Origin of the sequence: Nocardia gamkensis NBRC 108242 (assembly GCF_001612985.1) — a bacterium.
In the GTDB taxonomy this organism is placed as follows: domain Bacteria; phylum Actinomycetota; class Actinomycetes; order Mycobacteriales; family Mycobacteriaceae; genus Nocardia; species Nocardia gamkensis.
The window spans coordinates 1-17,642 of the sequence record NZ_BDBM01000024.1 but is presented as its reverse complement, the minus strand read 5'-3'; the positions used below and the strand labels follow the sequence as shown (position 1 = coordinate 17,642).

General features: G+C 69.1%; 16 protein-coding genes. 4 read left to right on the top strand and 12 right to left on the bottom strand.

The genetic code is table 11. The annotated features are described in order from the left end of the window. The first annotated feature begins 55 nt into the window (after positions 1-55). The gene (locus NG1_RS20485; protein WP_084499063.1) at positions 56-568 is read left to right on the top strand and encodes an Hsp20/alpha crystallin family protein; all 513 of its coding nucleotides are present in this window, start codon (positions 56-58) and stop codon (positions 566-568) included. 48 nt (positions 569-616) lie between these two features. On the opposite strand, the gene truA is transcribed toward NG1_RS20485, so the two are convergent. The 8 genes from truA to infA form a co-directional block, all read right to left on the bottom strand. Next, a complete protein-coding gene (gene truA / locus NG1_RS20480) occupies positions 617-1,438 on the bottom strand; it encodes a tRNA pseudouridine(38-40) synthase TruA (RefSeq protein ID WP_062973224.1) in 822 nt (273 codons plus the stop codon). A 146-nt stretch (positions 1,439-1,584) separates the two neighbouring features. Beyond that, a complete protein-coding gene (gene rplQ / locus NG1_RS20475) occupies positions 1,585-2,106 on the bottom strand; it encodes a 50S ribosomal protein L17 (protein WP_062973156.1) in 522 nt (173 codons plus the stop codon). A gap of 128 nt (positions 2,107-2,234) precedes the next feature. After that, positions 2,235-3,293: a DNA-directed RNA polymerase subunit alpha gene (locus NG1_RS20470; protein ID WP_039796155.1), complete on the bottom strand. Its 1,059-nt coding sequence runs from the start codon at positions 3,291-3,293 to the stop codon at positions 2,235-2,237. A gap of 104 nt (positions 3,294-3,397) precedes the next feature. After that, positions 3,398-4,003 (bottom strand): 30S ribosomal protein S4, encoded by a 606-nt coding sequence (gene rpsD, locus NG1_RS20465; RefSeq protein ID WP_043719990.1) that lies wholly within the window; start codon positions 4,001-4,003, stop codon positions 3,398-3,400. Positions 4,004-4,023: 20 nt separating this feature from the next. Further along, positions 4,024-4,437, bottom strand: coding sequence for a 30S ribosomal protein S11 (rpsK, locus tag NG1_RS20460; RefSeq protein WP_014349147.1), 414 nt, complete (start codon positions 4,435-4,437; stop codon positions 4,024-4,026). Positions 4,438-4,446: 9 nt separating this feature from the next. Then, entirely contained in the window at positions 4,447-4,818 is a 372-nt protein-coding gene (gene rpsM, locus NG1_RS20455) for a 30S ribosomal protein S13 (RefSeq protein WP_040864911.1), read from the bottom strand. Positions 4,819-5,065: 247 nt separating this feature from the next. Beyond that, a complete protein-coding gene (gene rpmJ, locus NG1_RS20450) occupies positions 5,066-5,179 on the bottom strand; it encodes a 50S ribosomal protein L36 (RefSeq protein ID WP_011207363.1) in 114 nt (37 codons plus the stop codon). Positions 5,180-5,328: 149 nt separating this feature from the next. Continuing rightward, the gene (gene infA / locus NG1_RS20445) at positions 5,329-5,550 is read right to left on the bottom strand and encodes a translation initiation factor IF-1 (protein WP_003418601.1); all 222 of its coding nucleotides are present in this window, start codon (positions 5,548-5,550) and stop codon (positions 5,329-5,331) included. Between the two features lie 511 nt (positions 5,551-6,061). On the opposite strand from infA, the gene NG1_RS38430 reads away from it, so the two are divergent. Beyond that, positions 6,062-9,340, top strand: a complete 3,279-nt coding sequence (locus NG1_RS38430) for a MinD/ParA family ATP-binding protein (protein ID WP_245659971.1) — start codon at positions 6,062-6,064, stop codon at positions 9,338-9,340. Positions 9,341-9,391: 51 nt separating this feature from the next. On the opposite strand, the gene NG1_RS38425 is transcribed toward NG1_RS38430, so the two are convergent. After that, entirely contained in the window at positions 9,392-9,703 is a 312-nt protein-coding gene (locus tag NG1_RS38425) for a DUF4254 domain-containing protein (RefSeq protein ID WP_245548824.1), read from the bottom strand. 355 nt (positions 9,704-10,058) lie between these two features. Here NG1_RS38425 and NG1_RS20430 point away from each other — a divergent pair, with 355 nt between their 5' ends. Both NG1_RS20430 and NG1_RS20425 read left to right on the top strand, forming a co-directional pair. Continuing rightward, complete coding sequence (locus NG1_RS20430) at positions 10,059-10,865, top strand: GntR family transcriptional regulator (protein ID WP_062973152.1); 807 nt, start codon at positions 10,059-10,061, stop codon at positions 10,863-10,865. A 3-nt stretch (positions 10,866-10,868) separates the two neighbouring features. Beyond that, complete coding sequence (locus tag NG1_RS20425) at positions 10,869-11,474, top strand: GNAT family N-acetyltransferase (protein ID WP_084499058.1); 606 nt, start codon at positions 10,869-10,871, stop codon at positions 11,472-11,474. A 91-nt stretch (positions 11,475-11,565) separates the two neighbouring features. Here the strand turns inward: NG1_RS20425 and eccCa are convergent, their stop codons facing one another. The 3 genes from eccCa to eccD all read right to left on the bottom strand — a co-directional run. Next, entirely contained in the window at positions 11,566-15,645 is a 4,080-nt protein-coding gene (gene eccCa, locus NG1_RS20420) for a type VII secretion protein EccCa (RefSeq protein ID WP_062973150.1), read from the bottom strand. A gap of 47 nt (positions 15,646-15,692) precedes the next feature. Next, entirely contained in the window at positions 15,693-17,072 is a 1,380-nt protein-coding gene (mycP, locus tag NG1_RS20415) for a type VII secretion-associated serine protease mycosin (RefSeq protein WP_062973221.1), read from the bottom strand. 32 nt (positions 17,073-17,104) lie between these two features. Then, positions 17,105-17,642: type VII secretion integral membrane protein EccD (gene eccD, locus NG1_RS20410; protein WP_063910384.1), on the bottom strand; the 538-nt coding region annotated here is incomplete at its 5' end.

Genomic DNA, 17,642 nt, shown 5'->3' with positions numbered 1-17,642 from the left:
TATGGCGCCCGCCGCCGTGGCAGGCGTCACCACTAACGAGATGGAGGTGATCGCTGTGCTGAGATTCGATCCATTTCATGACATCGACACTGTCGCCCGCCAGTTGCTCGGTGAAAGCGCAGGAACGGGTCGCGCACCGCGATTCATGCCGATGGATCTGTTCAAGGCGGGAGATCACTACGTCCTGAACGCGGACCTGCCCGGCGTCGATCCCGGCTCGATCGACGTCAGTGTCGACAACGGCACGCTCACCCTTCGGGCCCAACGCACCGTGCCGAGCGAGGAAGGCGTCCAGTGGATCGCCTCGGAACGCTTCGCGGGCACCTTCATGCGCCAGATGTCGCTGGGTGAGAACGTCGACGTCGAGAACATCAGCGCGACGTACAACAACGGTGTGCTCTCGGTGACGATTCCGATCGCGGAGCGCGCGAAGCCGCGGCGAATCCAGATCTCCGGCGCGTCGCAGGAACCGAGGACGATCGAAGCGCAAACGGGCCGTTCCGGACAGCCGGCGCAGGCCGAGCAGCAGGGGCAGTCCCAGCAGCAGTACCCGCAATCGTCGAAGTGAGCGCCGCGCTGCCCGCACCCGAGCACGGGTGCGGGCAGCCCCGCATTCCTAGTCGCCGCAGCAACCCGCCTGCTGGGCCGGGACCGACCGCATCTCCCGCGTCTGCGCGTTGCGGGCGGCGAGTTCCCCGTCGGCCGGGTAGTCGACGGCGATCAGGCTCAAACCGTGTGCGGGCGCGACGGTGACCGAGCTGGAGCGCTCCGTCTCCCGCAGCAGCGCGGCGACCCATTCCACGGTGCGCCGCCCCTCGCCGACGGCGAGCATCGCGCCGACCAGGCTGCGCACCATCGACCAGCAGAACGCGTCGGCGCTGACGTAGGCGACCAGCAGATCGCCGTCGCGCACCCAGTCGAAGCGCTGCAACTCCCGAACCGTCGTCGCACCCTCCCTGCGGCGGCAGAACGCGGCGAAATCATGCAGCCCCAACAGTGTTCGCGAAGCCTCCCGCATGGCCCCGACATCGACGCCGGATCGGCAAGCGACCACGCTGCGGGCCTGCAGCGGCTCCGCTCCGTACGGCGCGGTGGTCAGCCGATAGGCATAGTGGCGGCGGATGGCGGAGAACCGGGCATCGAACTCGGGCGGGGCCGGGCGCGCCCCCGTGATTCGCACGTCCTTCGGCAGGAATCGCGCCATTCGGTGCACCAGCTTCTCCGCGTCCAGTTCGCCGGACGTGTCGAAATGCGCGACCTGCCCCTCGGCGTGCACGCCCGCGTCCGTTCGCCCCGCCACGGTCAGCTGGATCGGCTCGCGGAACACCTTGCTCAGCGCGTCCTCCAGCACGCCCTGCACGGTGCGCAGACCGGGCTGACGTGCCCAGCCGGTGAAATCCGTGCCGTCGTAGGCGATGCTCAGCCGGACCCGCGACATGCCGGTTTCCGGCACGTCCTCGGGCGGCCGGTCCGCACTCGATCCCACCGATTCCTCCACGGTCACATGATCCTCCGGTCGAAACGAACGAGCCCGCCGACCCAGTGCGGGTGGCGGGCTCGTGCGCGGACTCCGAACGCTAGGCGTCAGGCGTCCTTCTTGTCCTCGGCGGCCTCCTCGGCAGCCGGAGCCTCGGCGGTCTCGGCGGTGGCCTCCTCGGCCTCCTCCTCGACGACCTCGGCGGCCGGAGCCTCCTCCGCCTTCTTCGACGCGGCGACGCGACGGGCGCGATCGGCCTCGTTGGTCACGGTCTTCTCCCGGACCAGCTCGATGATCGCCATCGGCGCGTTGTCACCCTTACGCGGCAGCGTCTTGGTGATGCGGGTGTAACCACCCTCGCGTCCCTCGAACGACGGACCGATCTCGGCGAAGAGTTCGTGTACGACGTTCTTGTTGCGGATGACCTTCAGCACCTCGCGACGGTCGGCCAGAGTGCCGCCCTTCGCCTTGGTGATCAGCTTCTCCGCGTAGGGGCGCACGGCCTTGGCCTTGGCCTCGGTGGTGGTGATCCGGCCGTGCTCGAAGAGCGCCGTCGCCAGATTGGCGAAGATCGCCTTCTGGTGCGACGCCGACCCGCCGAAGCGGGCACCCTTCTTGGGCTTGGGCATTGTGGTGTTCTCCTGTGTGTCTTTTGCGGCGCTCCCGGCGCCATGCGTGGTTACGCTCTGCTACCGCTTCCGGGCGCGTCGCTCACGCCACGGGTACGAGGCCGGGCCGGGGCGCCTACCCCGGGGGCCTAGAGCTGTTCGGTCTCGGCGTAGTCCTGCTCGCCGCCATCGGTGTCACTGAACGTGCCGCTGTCGCTCCACGTGCCGGTGCTCGCGTCGTAGCCGACCACGCTGGACGGATCGAACGACGCCGGGCTGTCCTTGAGCGAGAGGCCGAGCGCGTGCAGCTTGACCTTGACCTCGTCGATGGACTTCTGGCCGAAGTTGCGAATGTCCAGCAGATCCGACTCGGTGCGGGCGACCAGCTCGCCCACGGTGTGCACACCCTCGCGCTTGAGGCAGTTGTAAGACCGGACGGTGAGGTCCAGGTCCTCGATCGGCAGGCCGAACGAGGCGATGTGATCCGCCTCGGCCGGCGAGGGGCCGATCTCGATGCCCTCGGCTTCGACGTTCAGCTCACGGGCCAGGCCGAAGAGCTCGACCAGGGTCTTGCCCGCCGAGGCGAGCGCGTCCCGCGCGCTGATGGAGTTCTTGGTCTCCACGTCCAGGATGAGCCGGTCGAAGTCGGTGCGCTGCTCGACGCGGGTGGCCTCGACCTTGTAGGTCACCTTCAGCACCGGCGAGTAGATCGAATCCACCGGGATCCGGCCGATTTCCGCACCGGAGGCCTTGTTCTGCACGGCGGGGACGTAGCCGCGACCGCGCTCGACGACGAGCTCGATCTCCAGCTTGCCCTTGTCGTTCAGGGTCGCGATGTGCATGTCCGGGTTGTGCACCACGACGCCGCTGGGCGGGACGATGTCACCGGCGGTGACGGTGCCCGGACCCTGCTTGCGCACGTACATCGTGACCGGCTCGTCCTCCTCCGAGGACACGACCAGGCCCTTGAGGTTCAGGATGATGTCGGTGACATCTTCCTTCACGCCCGGGACGGTGGTGAACTCGTGCAGGACGCCGTCGATGCGGATGCTCGTGACCGCCGCCCCCGGAATCGAGGACAGCAGGGTACGGCGCAGCGAGTTGCCGAGGGTGTAACCGAAGCCCGGCTCGAGCGGCTCGATGGTGAACTTCGAGCGGTTCTCGGCGACGACCTCTTCGGTCAGCGTCGGACGCTGTGAAATCAGCATTAGGATCATCCTCCTTTTTGGGCGCCCGCTATTTGACGCCTCGTCTCAGGGGTTGTGTGTGGCCGCCCGTGTCCGGGCGACCACACACCAGCAGCACGTGCCGATTACTTCGAGTAGTACTCGACGATCAGCTGTTCCTGCAGCGGCACATCGATCTGGGCGCGCTCCGGCAACTGGTGGACCAGAATCCGCAGCCGGCCCGGGATCACCTGCAGCCAGCCCGGCACCGGGCGGTCGCCGACGGTCTCGCGCGCCACCTGGAACGGCAGGGTGCCCAGCGACTTCTCCTTGACATCGATGATGTCGTACTGGGTGACCTGGAAGCTGGGAACGTCGACCTTCTTGTTGTTCACCAGGAAGTGGCCGTGCGAGACCAGCTGGCGAGCCTGGCGGCGGGTACGCGCCAGACCGGCGCGGTACACGACGTTGTCCAGCCGGGTCTCGAGCAGACGCAGCAGGTTGTCACCGGTCTTGCCCTTGAGGCGGTTGGCCTCTTCGTAGTACCGGCGGAACTGCTTCTCCATGACGCCGTAGGAGAAGCGGGCCTTCTGCTTCTCCTGCAGCTGGAGCAGGTACTCGCTCTCCTTGATCCGCGCGCGGCCGTGCTGGCCGGGCGGGTAGGGGCGACGCTCGAACGCCTGGTCGCCTCCGACGAGGTCGACGCGCAGACGACGCGACTTGCGGGTGATAGGGCCTGTGTAACGAGCCATTGTTCGCTATTCCTTTCCCGCTAGACGCGACGCCGCTTGGGCGGACGGCAGCCGTTGTGCGGCTGCGGGGTGACATCGGAGATCGTGCCCACCTCGAGGCCTGCGGCCTGCAGCGAGCGGATCGCGGTCTCGCGGCCCGAACCGGGGCCCTTCACGAACACGTCGACCTTCTTGACGCCGTTCTCCTGCGCCTTGCGGGCGGCGTTCTCGGCGGCGAGCTGCGCGGCGAACGGGGTCGACTTGCGCGAACCCTTGAAGCCGACATGCCCGGACGACGCCCAGGAGATGACGTTGCCACTCGGGTCGGTGATCGACACGATCGTGTTGTTGAACGTGCTCTTGATGTGCGCGTGGCCGTGCGGGACGTTCTTCTTTTCCCGGCGACGCGACTTCTGGGTCTTCTTGGGGCCGGAGGCCCTGGACTTCGGAGGCATCGGTTATCCCTACTTCTTCTTGCCGGCGACGGTGCGCTTCGGGCCCTTGCGGGTGCGCGCGTTGGTCTTGGTGCGCTGGCCACGCACGGGCAGGCCACGACGGTGGCGCAGGCCCTGGTAGCAGCCGATCTCGATCTTGCGGCGAATATCGGCCTGCACCTCACGGCGCAGGTCACCCTCGACCTTGAACTCCGAAGCCTCGATGTAGTCACGCAGCTTCGTCAGATCGTCGTCGCTGAGATCCTTCGAACGCAGGTCCGGGCTGACGCCGGTGGCGTCGAGGATCTCCTTGGAGCGGGTACGGCCAATGCCGAAAATGTAGGTCAGTGCGATCTCCATGCGCTTCTCGCGCGGGAGGTCGACGCCCATGAGACGTGCCATCTGGCAGCTTCCTTAATCGTTGCGGAGGTCTGCTCCCTGTCCGTCCCCTCGTCTTGTGTGGGGCACCGGCCTCCGAACCGGTGGTAGGCGCACACGCCCAGGGCGAACCCTGATATCCGCAGCGTGCGGCTGGTGCTGGGAGTTCTTCTTGCCAATCCGAACTGCGGTTCGGTGCTTGGCTGGTGTCGCGTCGAGCGGCGCCTTCGGCAAGCCTCGGGCGGTGGGACGAGGTCTCCCTCGCCTCCGCTCAGCCCTGGCGCTGCTTGTGGCGCAGGTTGTCGCAGATCACCATGACCCGGCCGTGACGGCGGATCACCTTGCACTTCTCGCAGATCTTCTTGACGCTCGGCTGAACCTTCACGTCCGTCCAATCTGTTGTGGTTCACAGGGGTGTGAACACAGTTTTTCCCCAGTCGGCGACTGGGGAAGTTCTGTAGCGAGTCTTTCGACTCGGCCCCGGCTCACGCCGGGACTGCCGGGTTCGTATCGACCCGATCGCGCCGGGCGCGATCACTTGTAGCGGTATACGATCCGGCCGCGCGACAGGTCGTAGGGCGAGAGCTCGACGACAACGCGGTCCTCGGGCAGGATGCGAATGTAGTGCTGCCGCATCTTCCCGCTGATGTGCGCGAGAACCTTGTGCCCGTTCTCGAGCTCGATCCGGAACATCGCATTGGGCAGCGGTTCGACAACTCGACCCTCGACCTCGATGGCCCCGTCTTTCTTCGCCATGTCCTCCGCGATCCCGGTTACGCTCAACCTGGTTTGTTTGCCTGAGTCTGCTCGGATGGATCGACCGCCGGAGCGGACCGCTCGCACACAAACAGGCGGCGCGTAGGTGCACCGCCGCTCCAGCTTACCGATCCGTTCCGGATCGGGCAAAAATGCCTCCCTGTATACCCGTGTCGCCTGGGGTTTCGCAGCCGTCTTCCCACTCATGGCGGGCCTCGGACGCTGTGCCGCGACGGGGGCGGGTTGTCGCGTAAACTGGCCGCTGTCCAGGTATTTGGGTCGAGCAGATCGAGGGGGATGCGTGAGCCGGCGCAGCGAGCGAGCCACCGGCGGAGGCGCCCTCGGTCAGGGTCGAAGCGAGCGGCAGGGAGGCGAGGCCGTGAGTAAGCGTAGCGAGCGAGTCACCGGCAGAGCGCCCCTGGCCACGACCGAGCCGAGCGGCAGCGAGGGAAGTCGTGAGTGAACGCAGCGAGCGAGTCGTCGGCACGCCGAGTGTCAGCGAGGCGCAGTCGTGAGCCGTAGCAACGACGGCCTGCCCATGCTGCCGCCCTGGCTGTCGGAGAGCGAGGTCGGCCAGAGCGGCTACGAAGCGCCCGTACAGAACCTTCCGCACGAAGATCTCATCGAGGAAACCCCTGGCCGCAGGCGCGGACGTTTCAAGAACCGCGCGCCAGAGGCGGACCGCCCGGACGCCGCGCGCCCGGAGAAGCGCCGCAAGGGCTGGCGCCGCGACAAGCACGAGGGGGCCGCCGACGAGGAACAGCGGCAGAGCGAGGCGAGCCGCGCACCCGCGCCGGTCCCGGACGAGCCCGTGCCTGCTCAGCTCCCGCCCGAGTCCTGGCAGCACCCCGGCTACGACCGCACACCCCCGGCGCAGGACAACTCGTGGCAGGCGCCGCCCCAGCCCCACCAGCGCGACAACACGCCGCAGCACAGCCTGCCCACCCGTAACCCCTCACAGCCCTCCCCCGGTTTCCAGCCGCTGGGCAGCAGGGCCGCGAACCCGGCCGGGTCGAACGACCAGCAGACGCACCGGCAGTCCGAACGGCCGGATCTCCCGCCACTGCCGCGGCAATCGGCCGACGAGCAGCCCGGCCGGACACCGAACGACGAGCCCGTCTCGCCCTCGCGCGGCGAGAGCGCCCAGGTCACCGGTGGCGGCCGACCTCCGCTCGGACCGCAGAACGGCGGATGGCCCTCCACCGGCAACCCTCGGCTCGACGCCGCGCTGGCGGCGGTGCGGCCGAGCCAGTGGCCCACCTCGCCGCCGCCAGGCCAGGCCGCCGCACCGGTGGCCCCGGCCGAGCCCGCGCACCCGGGTAGCGAGCCCCGGGAGATACCGCCGACCGGCAACCAGCCGACCTCTCCGACCGGCGGCAACCCATCCGCTCCGCCGCCCCAGGGCGGATACCCGTTCGCCCCGGACCCCGCGACATGGCAGAGCGGATACTCGCCGACACCGACAAGCGCGCAACCCACGCCGCCGCACGGCGAATACCCCGCCGCGCCCCCGTCCGCCCCGAACCCCGCGACATGGCAGCACGGACACCCACCGACACCGACAAGCGCGCAACCCACGCCGCCGCCACCTATCGGCGACCCGACGCCGCCACCCACCGGCGACAGCACGGCCGAGCAGGCGGGCGGCGATAGCTCCGCTGCTTTACCGAACTCGAGCGCGCCGCCGGTTGAGCACCCGACGACATCGGCGGGTGGTCCCACACCGGGCGCGAGCGACACCACGCCACCGATCGATGCCCACCAGGCGCTCCCGGCTGATCGTCCGGCGCCGCCACCACAAGCCGCCCAAGCCGAGCCCACCGCGGTGACGCCGGACGGGCCGCCGCCCTGGCTCGCCGCGCCGCAGCCCGCGCAGACCGAGGCATCCGCCCCGGACACACCCCGCCGTCTTCCACCACTGCCCGATCCGCCCGCGCCGCACGAGCGGCCGCACAGCGGCGGGTCCGGCACGCCCGCGACGGCTCCGGCGCACGACGAGCACCGGCCGACGCGCGGTACGGACGGCCCGCCACCCTGGCTCGGTCACACCGCATCGGAGCAGACCGGTCGTCCGAGTCGGCCCGGTCTCCCGCCCGCACCGAACGAGACTGCCGCACAGACCGACAGCGCGACGCACGAACCCCATCTGCCTGCCTATTCCTCACCGGCATCGCATCAAGGATCCGCGGATAACGGTGCTACGGAACCGTTCCTCGCTCCCTCCGCGACCGTCCCGCACGCCGGACAGGGCGGGGCGGTCCCCGTTTCGCCCGCACCCCTGAGCGCCGCCGCGATCGGCGCCGCGCCTGTCTCCGCCCCTGCGCCGGGTACCGACGCGCAGCCGGCTCCGGCCGACTGGGTGCACACGACTCGTGCGCAAGGGGAGCCGGGCGCCTCCGCGCCGGGCTGGACCAGTGCGACGGAAACCGGTCCGGCGTCGATGCGACCCGTCGCCGGTGGCGGGCGGCACCGGCTGTCCGCCGAGTCCAACGACCCAACGGCTGCGCAGGCACCGGTCGAACAAGCACCGAACGTCGACCAGCAGCCGGTTCCGCAGCAGCAGGACACGGCCTACCACGCAGGCGGCCCGCACGCGGCGAGCGGCGTATACGCCGGTCCGCCAACGCCATTCGCGAGTGGTCAGGTACCGGGTCTCCCACCTCAGACCCCCGCCGCCCAGTGGGGCAATGCCGCCGCACCGGCCCCTGCACCCGAATCCGGTCCGGTAGGCCCGCATTCCGCGCCTCCGCAGTATCACCCCGAACATCAGGCCGCTGGGCAACCGGTACCGCAGCCCGGACAGTGGGGCACGCCGCCGGGCTACCCGCAGCCGCACGCGCAGCCGCCGGGCGCGCCGTTCCAGCAGCCCTCGCTCGACAACGTGCCGCTGCGCCGGGCCAAGAAGGCGCCGGGATCGGGGTGGCGCAAGGCGGTGCACCACGTGTCCGGCGGCTCGATCAACCCCGGCATGTCCGCCGAGGAGCGCAGACTCCAGGAACTGGTCGCGCGGATCAGGCAGCCCGTCCGCGGCGACTACCGGATCGCGGTGCTCTCGCTCAAGGGTGGTGTCGGAAAGACCACCACCACAATGGGTATCGGCTCCATCTTCGCCTCCATCCGGGGCGACCGCGTGATCGCGGTGGACGCCAATCCCGACTTCGGCACCCTGTCGCAGCGGGTGCCGCTGCAAACCAGGTCCACCGTGCGCGACCTGCTCCTCGATTCGTCCATCCAGCGCTATTCGGACGTGCGCAGGCATACCTCGCAGGCGACGAGCCGACTGGAAGTGCTGGCCAGCGAACGCGATCCGGCCGCGTCGGAGGCGTTCAGCGAGGACGAGTACCGTGCGGTGGCCCGGATCCTGCAGCGGTTCTACAACATCATCCTCACCGACTGCGGTACCGGACTCATGCATTCGGCCATGGCAGGCGTATTGGACCTGGCGCACTCGCTGGTGCTCATCTCCTCGCCGGCCATCGACGGAGCGCGCAGCGCCGCAGCGACATTGGACTGGTTGTCGCTGCACGGCCACGACCACTTGGTGCGCAACGCGGTGGTGGTGATCAACTCCCCGCGGGCCGGATCGCCGAATGTCGGTATCCAGCAGCTACGGGAGTACTTCCTGTCCCGGTGCCGCGCGGTGCACATCATCCCGTTCGACCCGCATATGTCCGAGGGCGCGGAGATCGATCTGCACCGGCTGCACAAGCAGACCAAGCGGGCCTACGTCGAGCTGGCCGCGACCGTCGCGGACGACTTCGCCACCGATCACCGCCGCTACCAACCCTGACACCCGCCGGGCCGTGGCCCGGCGGGCAAGAAGGGCGAACGGATCAGCCGCTCACCACTCGGGCAGACGCCGCCTGCCCGCCATGACGTCGCGCACCAGATCGTCGTAGGCGTCCGCGAGTTCGGCGAGATGATGCCATGCGTTGTGCAACAGCTCATCGTGTGCGTTCAGAGTCATCAACGCGTGGTGCGCGCGCACCGACGACTCGGCGAGGCGATCGATCACCGCGCCCACCGTTTCGGTGTGCAGCGTGGCGCCGAGCCGATGCTGCGGCACGCTGCGCATCACCCAGTCGTCGATCGCCATCACCAATTCGACTCTGCGACGCTCGATTTCGCGGATCACCGCCACGGCGGTATCCACCGATCCACCGCGGCCGACCAGGCGGCGCTCATGTAGCACTGCCAGATCACGAGCGAACCACAGGAGCGGGCCACCGACTACCCGGTGCCCGCGACACGCCCGAACCAATAGGTCGGACGTGGGAAGCAATCCCGGTGCCGGAGAGCGCACCGAAGGATCGACACACCTCGGTGTGCCGGGGATGGCCATTACGACCGTTGTATCCGAACCTGCCACGTTGCCTCGCCGTCATCGCCGCACAACACCGGATCAGGACTTCATTACAATAAACCTCTGAAGGCGCCTGTCAAGCGTTACCCGGCCGTAGGGAGTCACGAAGAGTACACTTCGTTACCTGCATGACCAACCGAGGAGCATGATGGCGGACGGTCCGACGTATCACCGGATCGCAGACCTCCTCCGCGAGGAGATCCGCGCAGCGAAGTGGAAACCGGGTGACCGACTGCCCAGTCATTCCGAGCTTGCCGATCAAATGCAGGTTTCGATAACCACCGCCCGCAACGCGATCCAGGTGCTGGTGACCGAGAATCTGGTCTATACAGCTACTTCCCGCGGGACGATCGTTCGAAACCAAGAAGTTCTGGAATCCGTGGTCACCGACTCTATCCGTCCCGACCGGCCGCAGACACCGCACGACATCTTCGAGGAGATCGCGCGGGCCGCGGGCCGGGAACCGTCGAAGGAGTTCAGCGCGAAGATGGAGCCGGCCAGCCCCGAAGTCGCGACTTGGCTGGGTATACCGCCGGAGTCCTGGGTGCTGGCCAGGACCGTTGTCCAGTTCCTCGACAACGAACCGTGGTCGTGGGAGGTCAGCTTCTATCCCCGGGACCTGGCCGAGGCCACCGGGATCGACTCCCCGCACGACATTCCGGAGGGCACCACCCGCCGCCTCGCCGACCGAGGGCATGCCGAGACCGCGCACCGCGACACCCTCGTCGCACGACCTGCCAGTGCGGAGGAAGCCCTGGTTCTCGGCGTCGCCACCGGCACCATCCTGCTCGACCACCTACGTATCGGCGCCACCCACGAGCGGGTCACCCGGGCCACGCGGCATCGCTCGCTGGCCACCGGCAATCGGCTCGCCTACGAACTCGGCGATGCCGAAGGCACCGCGGTCATCCGGACCACGCTGGCCAATCCGCCCGGGTCCGGTTCGGCCTAGCCCATGACGATCGTGCTGCGCCAGGCGACAATAGGAGATCTCGGCATGATCTGCCACCTGCGCGTGCAGCGCACGGCATGGCTCACCGCGCGCGGCTCCGACCAGTGGACGGTCGCCGGACGCGGCCTGCCCATCGAGATCTTCGCCCGCGCCGTCGGACGCTCGCTGGACGCCGGTGAGACCTGGATCGCCGAGATCGCGGGCGAGCCGGCGGGAACTATCACGGTCAACGACCGCGCCGATGCCGGTCTGTGGTCGCGGTGGGAACTCGACGGCTCGGTGATCGTCCATTTCATGATCGTGGACCTGCGCTTCGCGGGCCATCGTGTCGGTCACCGGATGCTCGCCCATGCCGGAATGCTCGCCCGCCACCAGCGACGCGAGTGGGTCCGGCTGGACGCCTGGACCACCAACACCGACCTGCACGACTACTACCGCTCGGCCGGGTTCCGCCTGGTGCGCATCGCGGGGCCGCTCGCGGTGGGACCTTCTCGCGCGCTGTTCGAACGGCGGGTCGACAGCTGGGACGACGAACTGCCGGTGCCGGTTTCGGCGGTGGCGCATGCGGCGCCCTCGGCGTTCCTGCGCACACCGCGGCAGAACAACTGACCGAAGCGCGTGGGCTGTTGGACGTCCGTCGCGGGCCGCCCGGTGCGCGCCGGAGGTATGCGGCGCGCGAGGGGTTTCGACGGCGCGCCGATCAGACCGGCGGCAGGTGCGCGATGTGCACCATCTCGATACCTCTGCTGCGCGAGACCAGGGTTCCGCGGCCGGGAGGCAATTTGCTGGGCCGCACGTCCCCCATCAGCTTGCCCTCGTCGCGCGACCCGCTCATGATCAACGTCTCCACCGACATGTTCTTCATGGTGCCCAGGATCGGGTCGTAGAGCGCACGGGAGACACCGCCGCTGCGGCGCGTGACCACGAGGTGCATGCCGATGTCGCGGGCCTGCGGCAGGTATTCCAGCAGTGGCGCGAACGGATTCATGCCGGTGCCGGTGGCCACCATGTCGTAGTCGTCCACCACGATGTAGATCTCGGGGCCGCTCCACCAACTGCGTTCGCGCAGTTGCTGCGGGGTGATGTCCGAGCCGGGAATCCGCTTGGCCAGATACCCGGCGACCTCCTGGATCATCGGAGCACAGGTCTGCGAGGACGTGGAGTAGCCGGCCAGGTGGTCGCCCTCGACCACGCCGAGCATGGTCCGGCGGTAGTCGACCATGATGATCCTGGCCTGCTCGGTGGTCGACTGCTCGACCACCCCCATCACGATGTTGCGCAGCAGCGTCGTCTTGCCGCATTCGACGTCGGCGAAGGCCATGAAGTGCGGCTCGACGCCGAAGTCCAGGACCAGCGGCTGCAATTCGGCCTCGCCGAGACCGACGACGACGCGGGTGGGGCTCAGCTCGATACCTTGGGCCTTCGCGGAGGCCATCAGCTCGTCCCTGCCGAAGCGCAGCGGCAGCATGCGCACCTCGGGCGCGCGGCTGCTCGGGTACTGCTGCTCGAGTCCGGCCCGCGCCCGCGCGACACCGTCGGCCATACTGCCCGGGTCGGAGTCGGAGTCCAGCCGCGGCAGGGCGATCAGCATGTGCAGCTGCTCGGGGGTCAGACCGCGACCGGGGCGGCCGACCGGAACCTGGTGCGCGGTGCGCCTGCCCATCTCCGAATCCGACGGATCGCCGAGCCGCAGTTCGATGCGGGTGCCGATCTGGTCCTTGACCACCGGCCGGATCTCCGCCCAGCGCGCGGCGCCGATCATCAGGTGGATGCCGAACGACAAGCCTTGCGCCGCGATGGCGTTGATCTGCGGCTCCAGCATGTCGAACTCTTCGCGGATCGCGGCCCAGCCGTCGATCACCAGGAACACGTCGCCGAACTTGTCGTCGGCCAAGGGATCGGACGGTCCGGCCGCGCCGTCCGGAACGCGCCGGCCTTCGCCGAATTTGCGCCGCCGGAACTCGGCCATCGATTCGATGCCCAGGGCGGCGAACCGCTCCTCGCGCTGGCGCATCAGCGTGGTGAGTTCGGCGATGGTGCGGCGCACCCGGTCACCGTCGAGGCGGCCGGCCACCGAACCCACGTGCGGCACGCCGGACAGGCCCGCCATGCTTCCGCCACCGAAGTCCAGGCAGTAGAACTGCGCCTGTTCGGGGGTGTGCGTGGCCGCGGTCGCCATGATGATGGTGCGCAAGGTCGTCGACTTGCCCGACTGCGGGCCGCCGACCACCGCGACATTGCCCTGTGCGCCCGCCAGATTGATGGTGAGCACGTCACGCCGCTGCTCGTACGGCTTGTCGATGACGCCGATCGGCATCCACAACTGGCCGTGCCGGTTGACCGGCGAACGCCAGTCCGGGTCCGGCAGCAGCATGTCCACCGTCGGGGATTCGTCCAGGGGCGGCAACCACACCTCGTGCGCCGGGCGGCCGTGCCCGGTGAGCCGCTTGACGACCACGTCGAGCAGCGTGTCCGGGATACCCTCGTCGGCGCCGGGCACGCTGCCGACGGCCGAGGGTGGCGGCGGCAGCTCCAGCAGCGGGTTGGACGGCGATGCAGGCGCCGCCTCGGCCTCGGTGTCGAGCGGCTCGGGCAGTTCCACCGGCGCGGCGGTGAACAACGCGGGCCGGTGTCCCGCGACCGGACTGCCGTCCTCCCCGGTCACCGCTCCCTGCGGCGCGACGTAGGGTCCGGACACGTAACTCGCGTTGAACCGCAACGGATCCGACGCATCGCTCTTCAGGTAGCCGGAACCGGGCACGCTCGGCAGGTGGTAGGCGTCGGTGATGCCGAGCACCGCCCGCGACTCGTTCGCCGAGAACGTGCGCAGGCCGATGCGGTAGGACAGGTGCGACTCCAGGCCGCGCAGCTTGTTCTCCTCCAAGCGCTGCGAGGCCAGCAGCAGGTGCACGTGCAGTGACCGGCCGAGCCGGCCGATCATCACGAACAATTCCGCGAAGTCCGGCTTCTGCGAGAGCAATTCGGAGAATTCGTCCACCACGATGAACAGCGCGGGTAGCGGGTCGAGCGGCACGCCCGCGGCGCGCGCCTTCTCGTAGTCGGTGACGTTGGCGTAGTTGCCCGCCGAGCGCAGCAGCTCCTGGCGGCGGTTCATCTCACCCGCCAGCGCGTCCTTCATGCGGTCGACCAGCGACAGTTCCTCTTCCAGGTTGGTGATCACCGCGGCGACGTGCGGCAGCGAGTCGAGGCCGAGGAAGGTCGCGCCGCCCTTGAAGTCGACGAGCACCAGGTTCAGCGCGTCGGGCGAATGTGTGGTGACCAGCGAAAGCACGAGGGTACGAAGGAATTCGGACTTTCCGGAGCCGGTCGCGCCGATGCACAGGCCGTGCGGGCCCATGCCGTTCTCGGCCGATTCCTTGATGTCGATCTCCACCGGCGTGCCGTCGGGAGTGATGCCGATCGGCACCCGCAACCGCTCCCGTCCGGTGCGCGGACGCCACACCCTCGCCGGATCGATCTGGGCGGCGTCCGGGATCTTCAGCAGCGCCATCAGCCCCGGGTCGGTGGTGGTTCCCTCGCCGAGACTGACGATCTGCGCTGCCGTCGCGAGCCGGTACCTGGCCAGCGAGCGGGCGAAGGACTCGGCCTCGGCGGTGCTCACCTCGTCGGCGGTGGCGAACTTCTCCACTCCGGCAGCACTGCGCGCGGCCACCTCCCCGTCGGCGGCGACCAGTTGCAGTCCGCGCCGCGCCGCGAGCCCGCCCTCCGGCGCGGTGAGGTCCAGCACGGTCACCGAATCCAGGCCCGATTCGCTGACCAGCCGTTCGCTGCCGCTGACGTAGCCGTCATCGATGACCACCACGAGGTGCAGGCGCCCCTGGGTCGGCTGGGGGTTGCGCATGAACCGGCCGCGCTCGAGCAACTCGGCCGCCAGCGCCGTCTCCAGCTCGCCGAGCGAGTGATACATCATCCGCGCCGAGCCCATGCCGTCGCGCTGCGTGGGATGTTGCAGTTGCGGTAGCCATTTCGCCCAGGACCAGGCCGGGCCGTCCGGGTCCGAGCAGACGATCGCGATCGCGAGATGGTCGGGACCGTGGAAGGCGGCCAGCTCCATCAACATCGCGCGGACCAGCATGTGCGCGTCTTCGCCGCGGCCGCTGATGTTGATCGCGGGAAACGCGCGCAGCGACACGGCGGTCGGCAAGCGGTGCACCACCGAGTGGGTGCGCACGAAGCGGCGCAGCGCCACGGTGGACACCGGCTCCAGATCCTCCAGCGGGCCCGTCTCCGGGCGCGCCAGTTTGGTGGCCAGCCGGTGGCTGCCGACGCCGACGCGCACGTGCCCGAAGTCGGGGTCGTTCGGCCTGCGCTCCCACATCCGCCTGGTGCCGATCAGGGAGGGCAGGTCGGCCGGTTCGGGATGACTCCACCGCAGCGTCTCCAGTTGCTTGCCGCCGGTGCGGCGCACCTCCTTGCGGACCTGGTCGAGGTAGCGGAAGTAGTCCTTGCGTTCCTCGTTGAGCTCGACCGCGCGTTTGGGCCCGCCGCCCCGGAAGCCCGCCATCATGCCGACCATCGACATGAGCATCATCATCGGGAACATCATCATGAACGGATTGGCCAGCAGGTTGCGGCCCATCATCGCCATCATCGCGATCATGCCGACCACCGCGACCACCATGACGATCGGCATCAGCTTCATCATCAGCGGCGCCGGCAGCGCGCGTGCGATCTCCGGCGGAGCGGTCAGCGCCACCTCGCCGCCGGGTGCCCGGGGCGGTGCGATGCGTGGGCGGCGCACAAAGCCTTCGGTAGCCATGGTTCCTTCGTTCGGTCGGCGGCCAGCGGTCGATATAGCCGCTCGCGCTACGGATCGAATTCCGCGTTCAGGTCCCGCCCGGACCGGCGGAACGGCATCGCCACCGCGACACCGATGGCCAGGCAGCCCAGGCAGAGGATGGAGCCGATGACGGCGATCCGGCGTGGCCGCGGGTCCGGGCCGGGCGGGATCACCGGCGCGGCGACGGCTCGCGCGGCGTCGGCGCCCGCGCTCACGGGTTTCTCCGGCAGTTGCGCGGTCAGCGCGGCGAGCGGATCGATCAGGCCGTGCCCGATCCGGTCGTCGCGTCCGGTGCCCGGTCCGTGCGCGGTGCGGATGATGCGGTCCATCACCTGCTGGGCGGTGAGTTCCGGGAAGCGCGCCCGTACCAGCGCGGCCAGCCCGGCCACGTAGGGCGCCGCGAAGCTGGTGCCCTCCACGGCCCTGATTCCCTCGGTGGTCTGCACGCCGTCGACCAGGCCGGTGGCGCCGGGCTTGCTGTCGAGCGACACGATATTGCGGCCGATCGCCGCGACGGCCACCCATGGGCCGTGCAGCGACAGCTCGGACACCTGGCCCGTCGAGTCCACCGAGCCCACCGAGAGCACGTAGGGCGTGAACCAGGCCGGACTCGCGACGGTGGTCACCGAACTCCACCCGGAACCCTCGTTCTGTTTCGAGCACGCGCCGTCGGGTTGCAGGTTGCCCGCGGCCGCGACAACGACGACATTGCGGTCGTAGGCGTATTTCACCGCCGCGCCGAGCGAGGCGTCGGCGGTGTCCGATCCGGCTGCGGTGCAGGCGACTTCGGAGATGTTGATGACGGTGGCGCCGAGATCGACGGCGCGGACGACGGCCGCCGCCAGCGTGAGCACGCTGCCGTAGCCGTCGCTGCTGATCTTGCCCGGAGGATCGTCCCGGCCGCCGCGGTCCTTCGGCTCGTAGGCCAAACTCAGCTGCCGGATGGTGAGCAGGTCCGCGTCGGGCGCGACGCCCGCGAAGGCGTCGCCGGGATGGGGCTGGGCGGCGATGATTCCGGCGACCAAAGTGCCGTGGCCGTCGCAGTCGGCTGTTCCGTCGCTGTCGGAGACGAAATCACCACCCGGTTGCAGCGAACGCAGCCGCGGGTGCGGATTCACCCCGGTATCGATGACGGCCACTTTCTGGCCGGCGCCGCGGCTGAACTGCCACGCAGACGGCAGATCCAGCACTCGTTGCGCCATCGGTGGTTCGCTGGGCGCCGCGCCGGTGAGCAGTGGTTCGGCGCAGACCGCGCGCTGCTCGGTCGGCTCCAGCGGCGCGGGCCGCACGCTCAAACCCTGTGCGACGCCGAGTGCGCCGGGATCGATCGCGGGCGGCGAGATCGCCTGCGCGGTCGGGCACGGCATACCGATTCCGGCGCCGACAACCATTGCGGCGCAGGCCATCCGCACGACTCTGGGACGGAAGGCGCTGCCGGTCATATGTTCCGGGCCATCGAGTAGACGTTCATCACCCACAACACCAGGGGAATCACCGACACGATCAGCAGATACTCGAAGACCTCGATCATCCGCCTGGTCACGGGCGTGACCTCGATGTGCGGTCCGATCACCCCGAAGCCGACCACGCCGGTCGCGAACGCGAGCAGCACGCCCGCCGCGAGCAGGGTGTACTCCGAGTCGCCCACGGCGAACCCGACGGCCAATGCGACGGAGGTCAGGCACCCACCCGCGATCATCGTCGCCGCCTGGGTGAGATCGGCGAACGAGCGGCCGCGCAACGCGAGGATGATCGCGGTCACGACCGCCAGCGTGATCCCTTGCCAGCGCGCCGAACCCAGCGGATCGGCCACGCCGAACGCGCCGATGACGGCGCTCACGGTGCACGCCGCGATCAGGCCGGACTGGAACCGGTTGGCCACGCGGGCCCGCACCCCGAGTCCGGCGGCCGAGGGCAGTGCGCTGGCGCCGATGGCGCCGATGCCCTCGATGGTCGGGCGCGGCTCGTGATCGGCC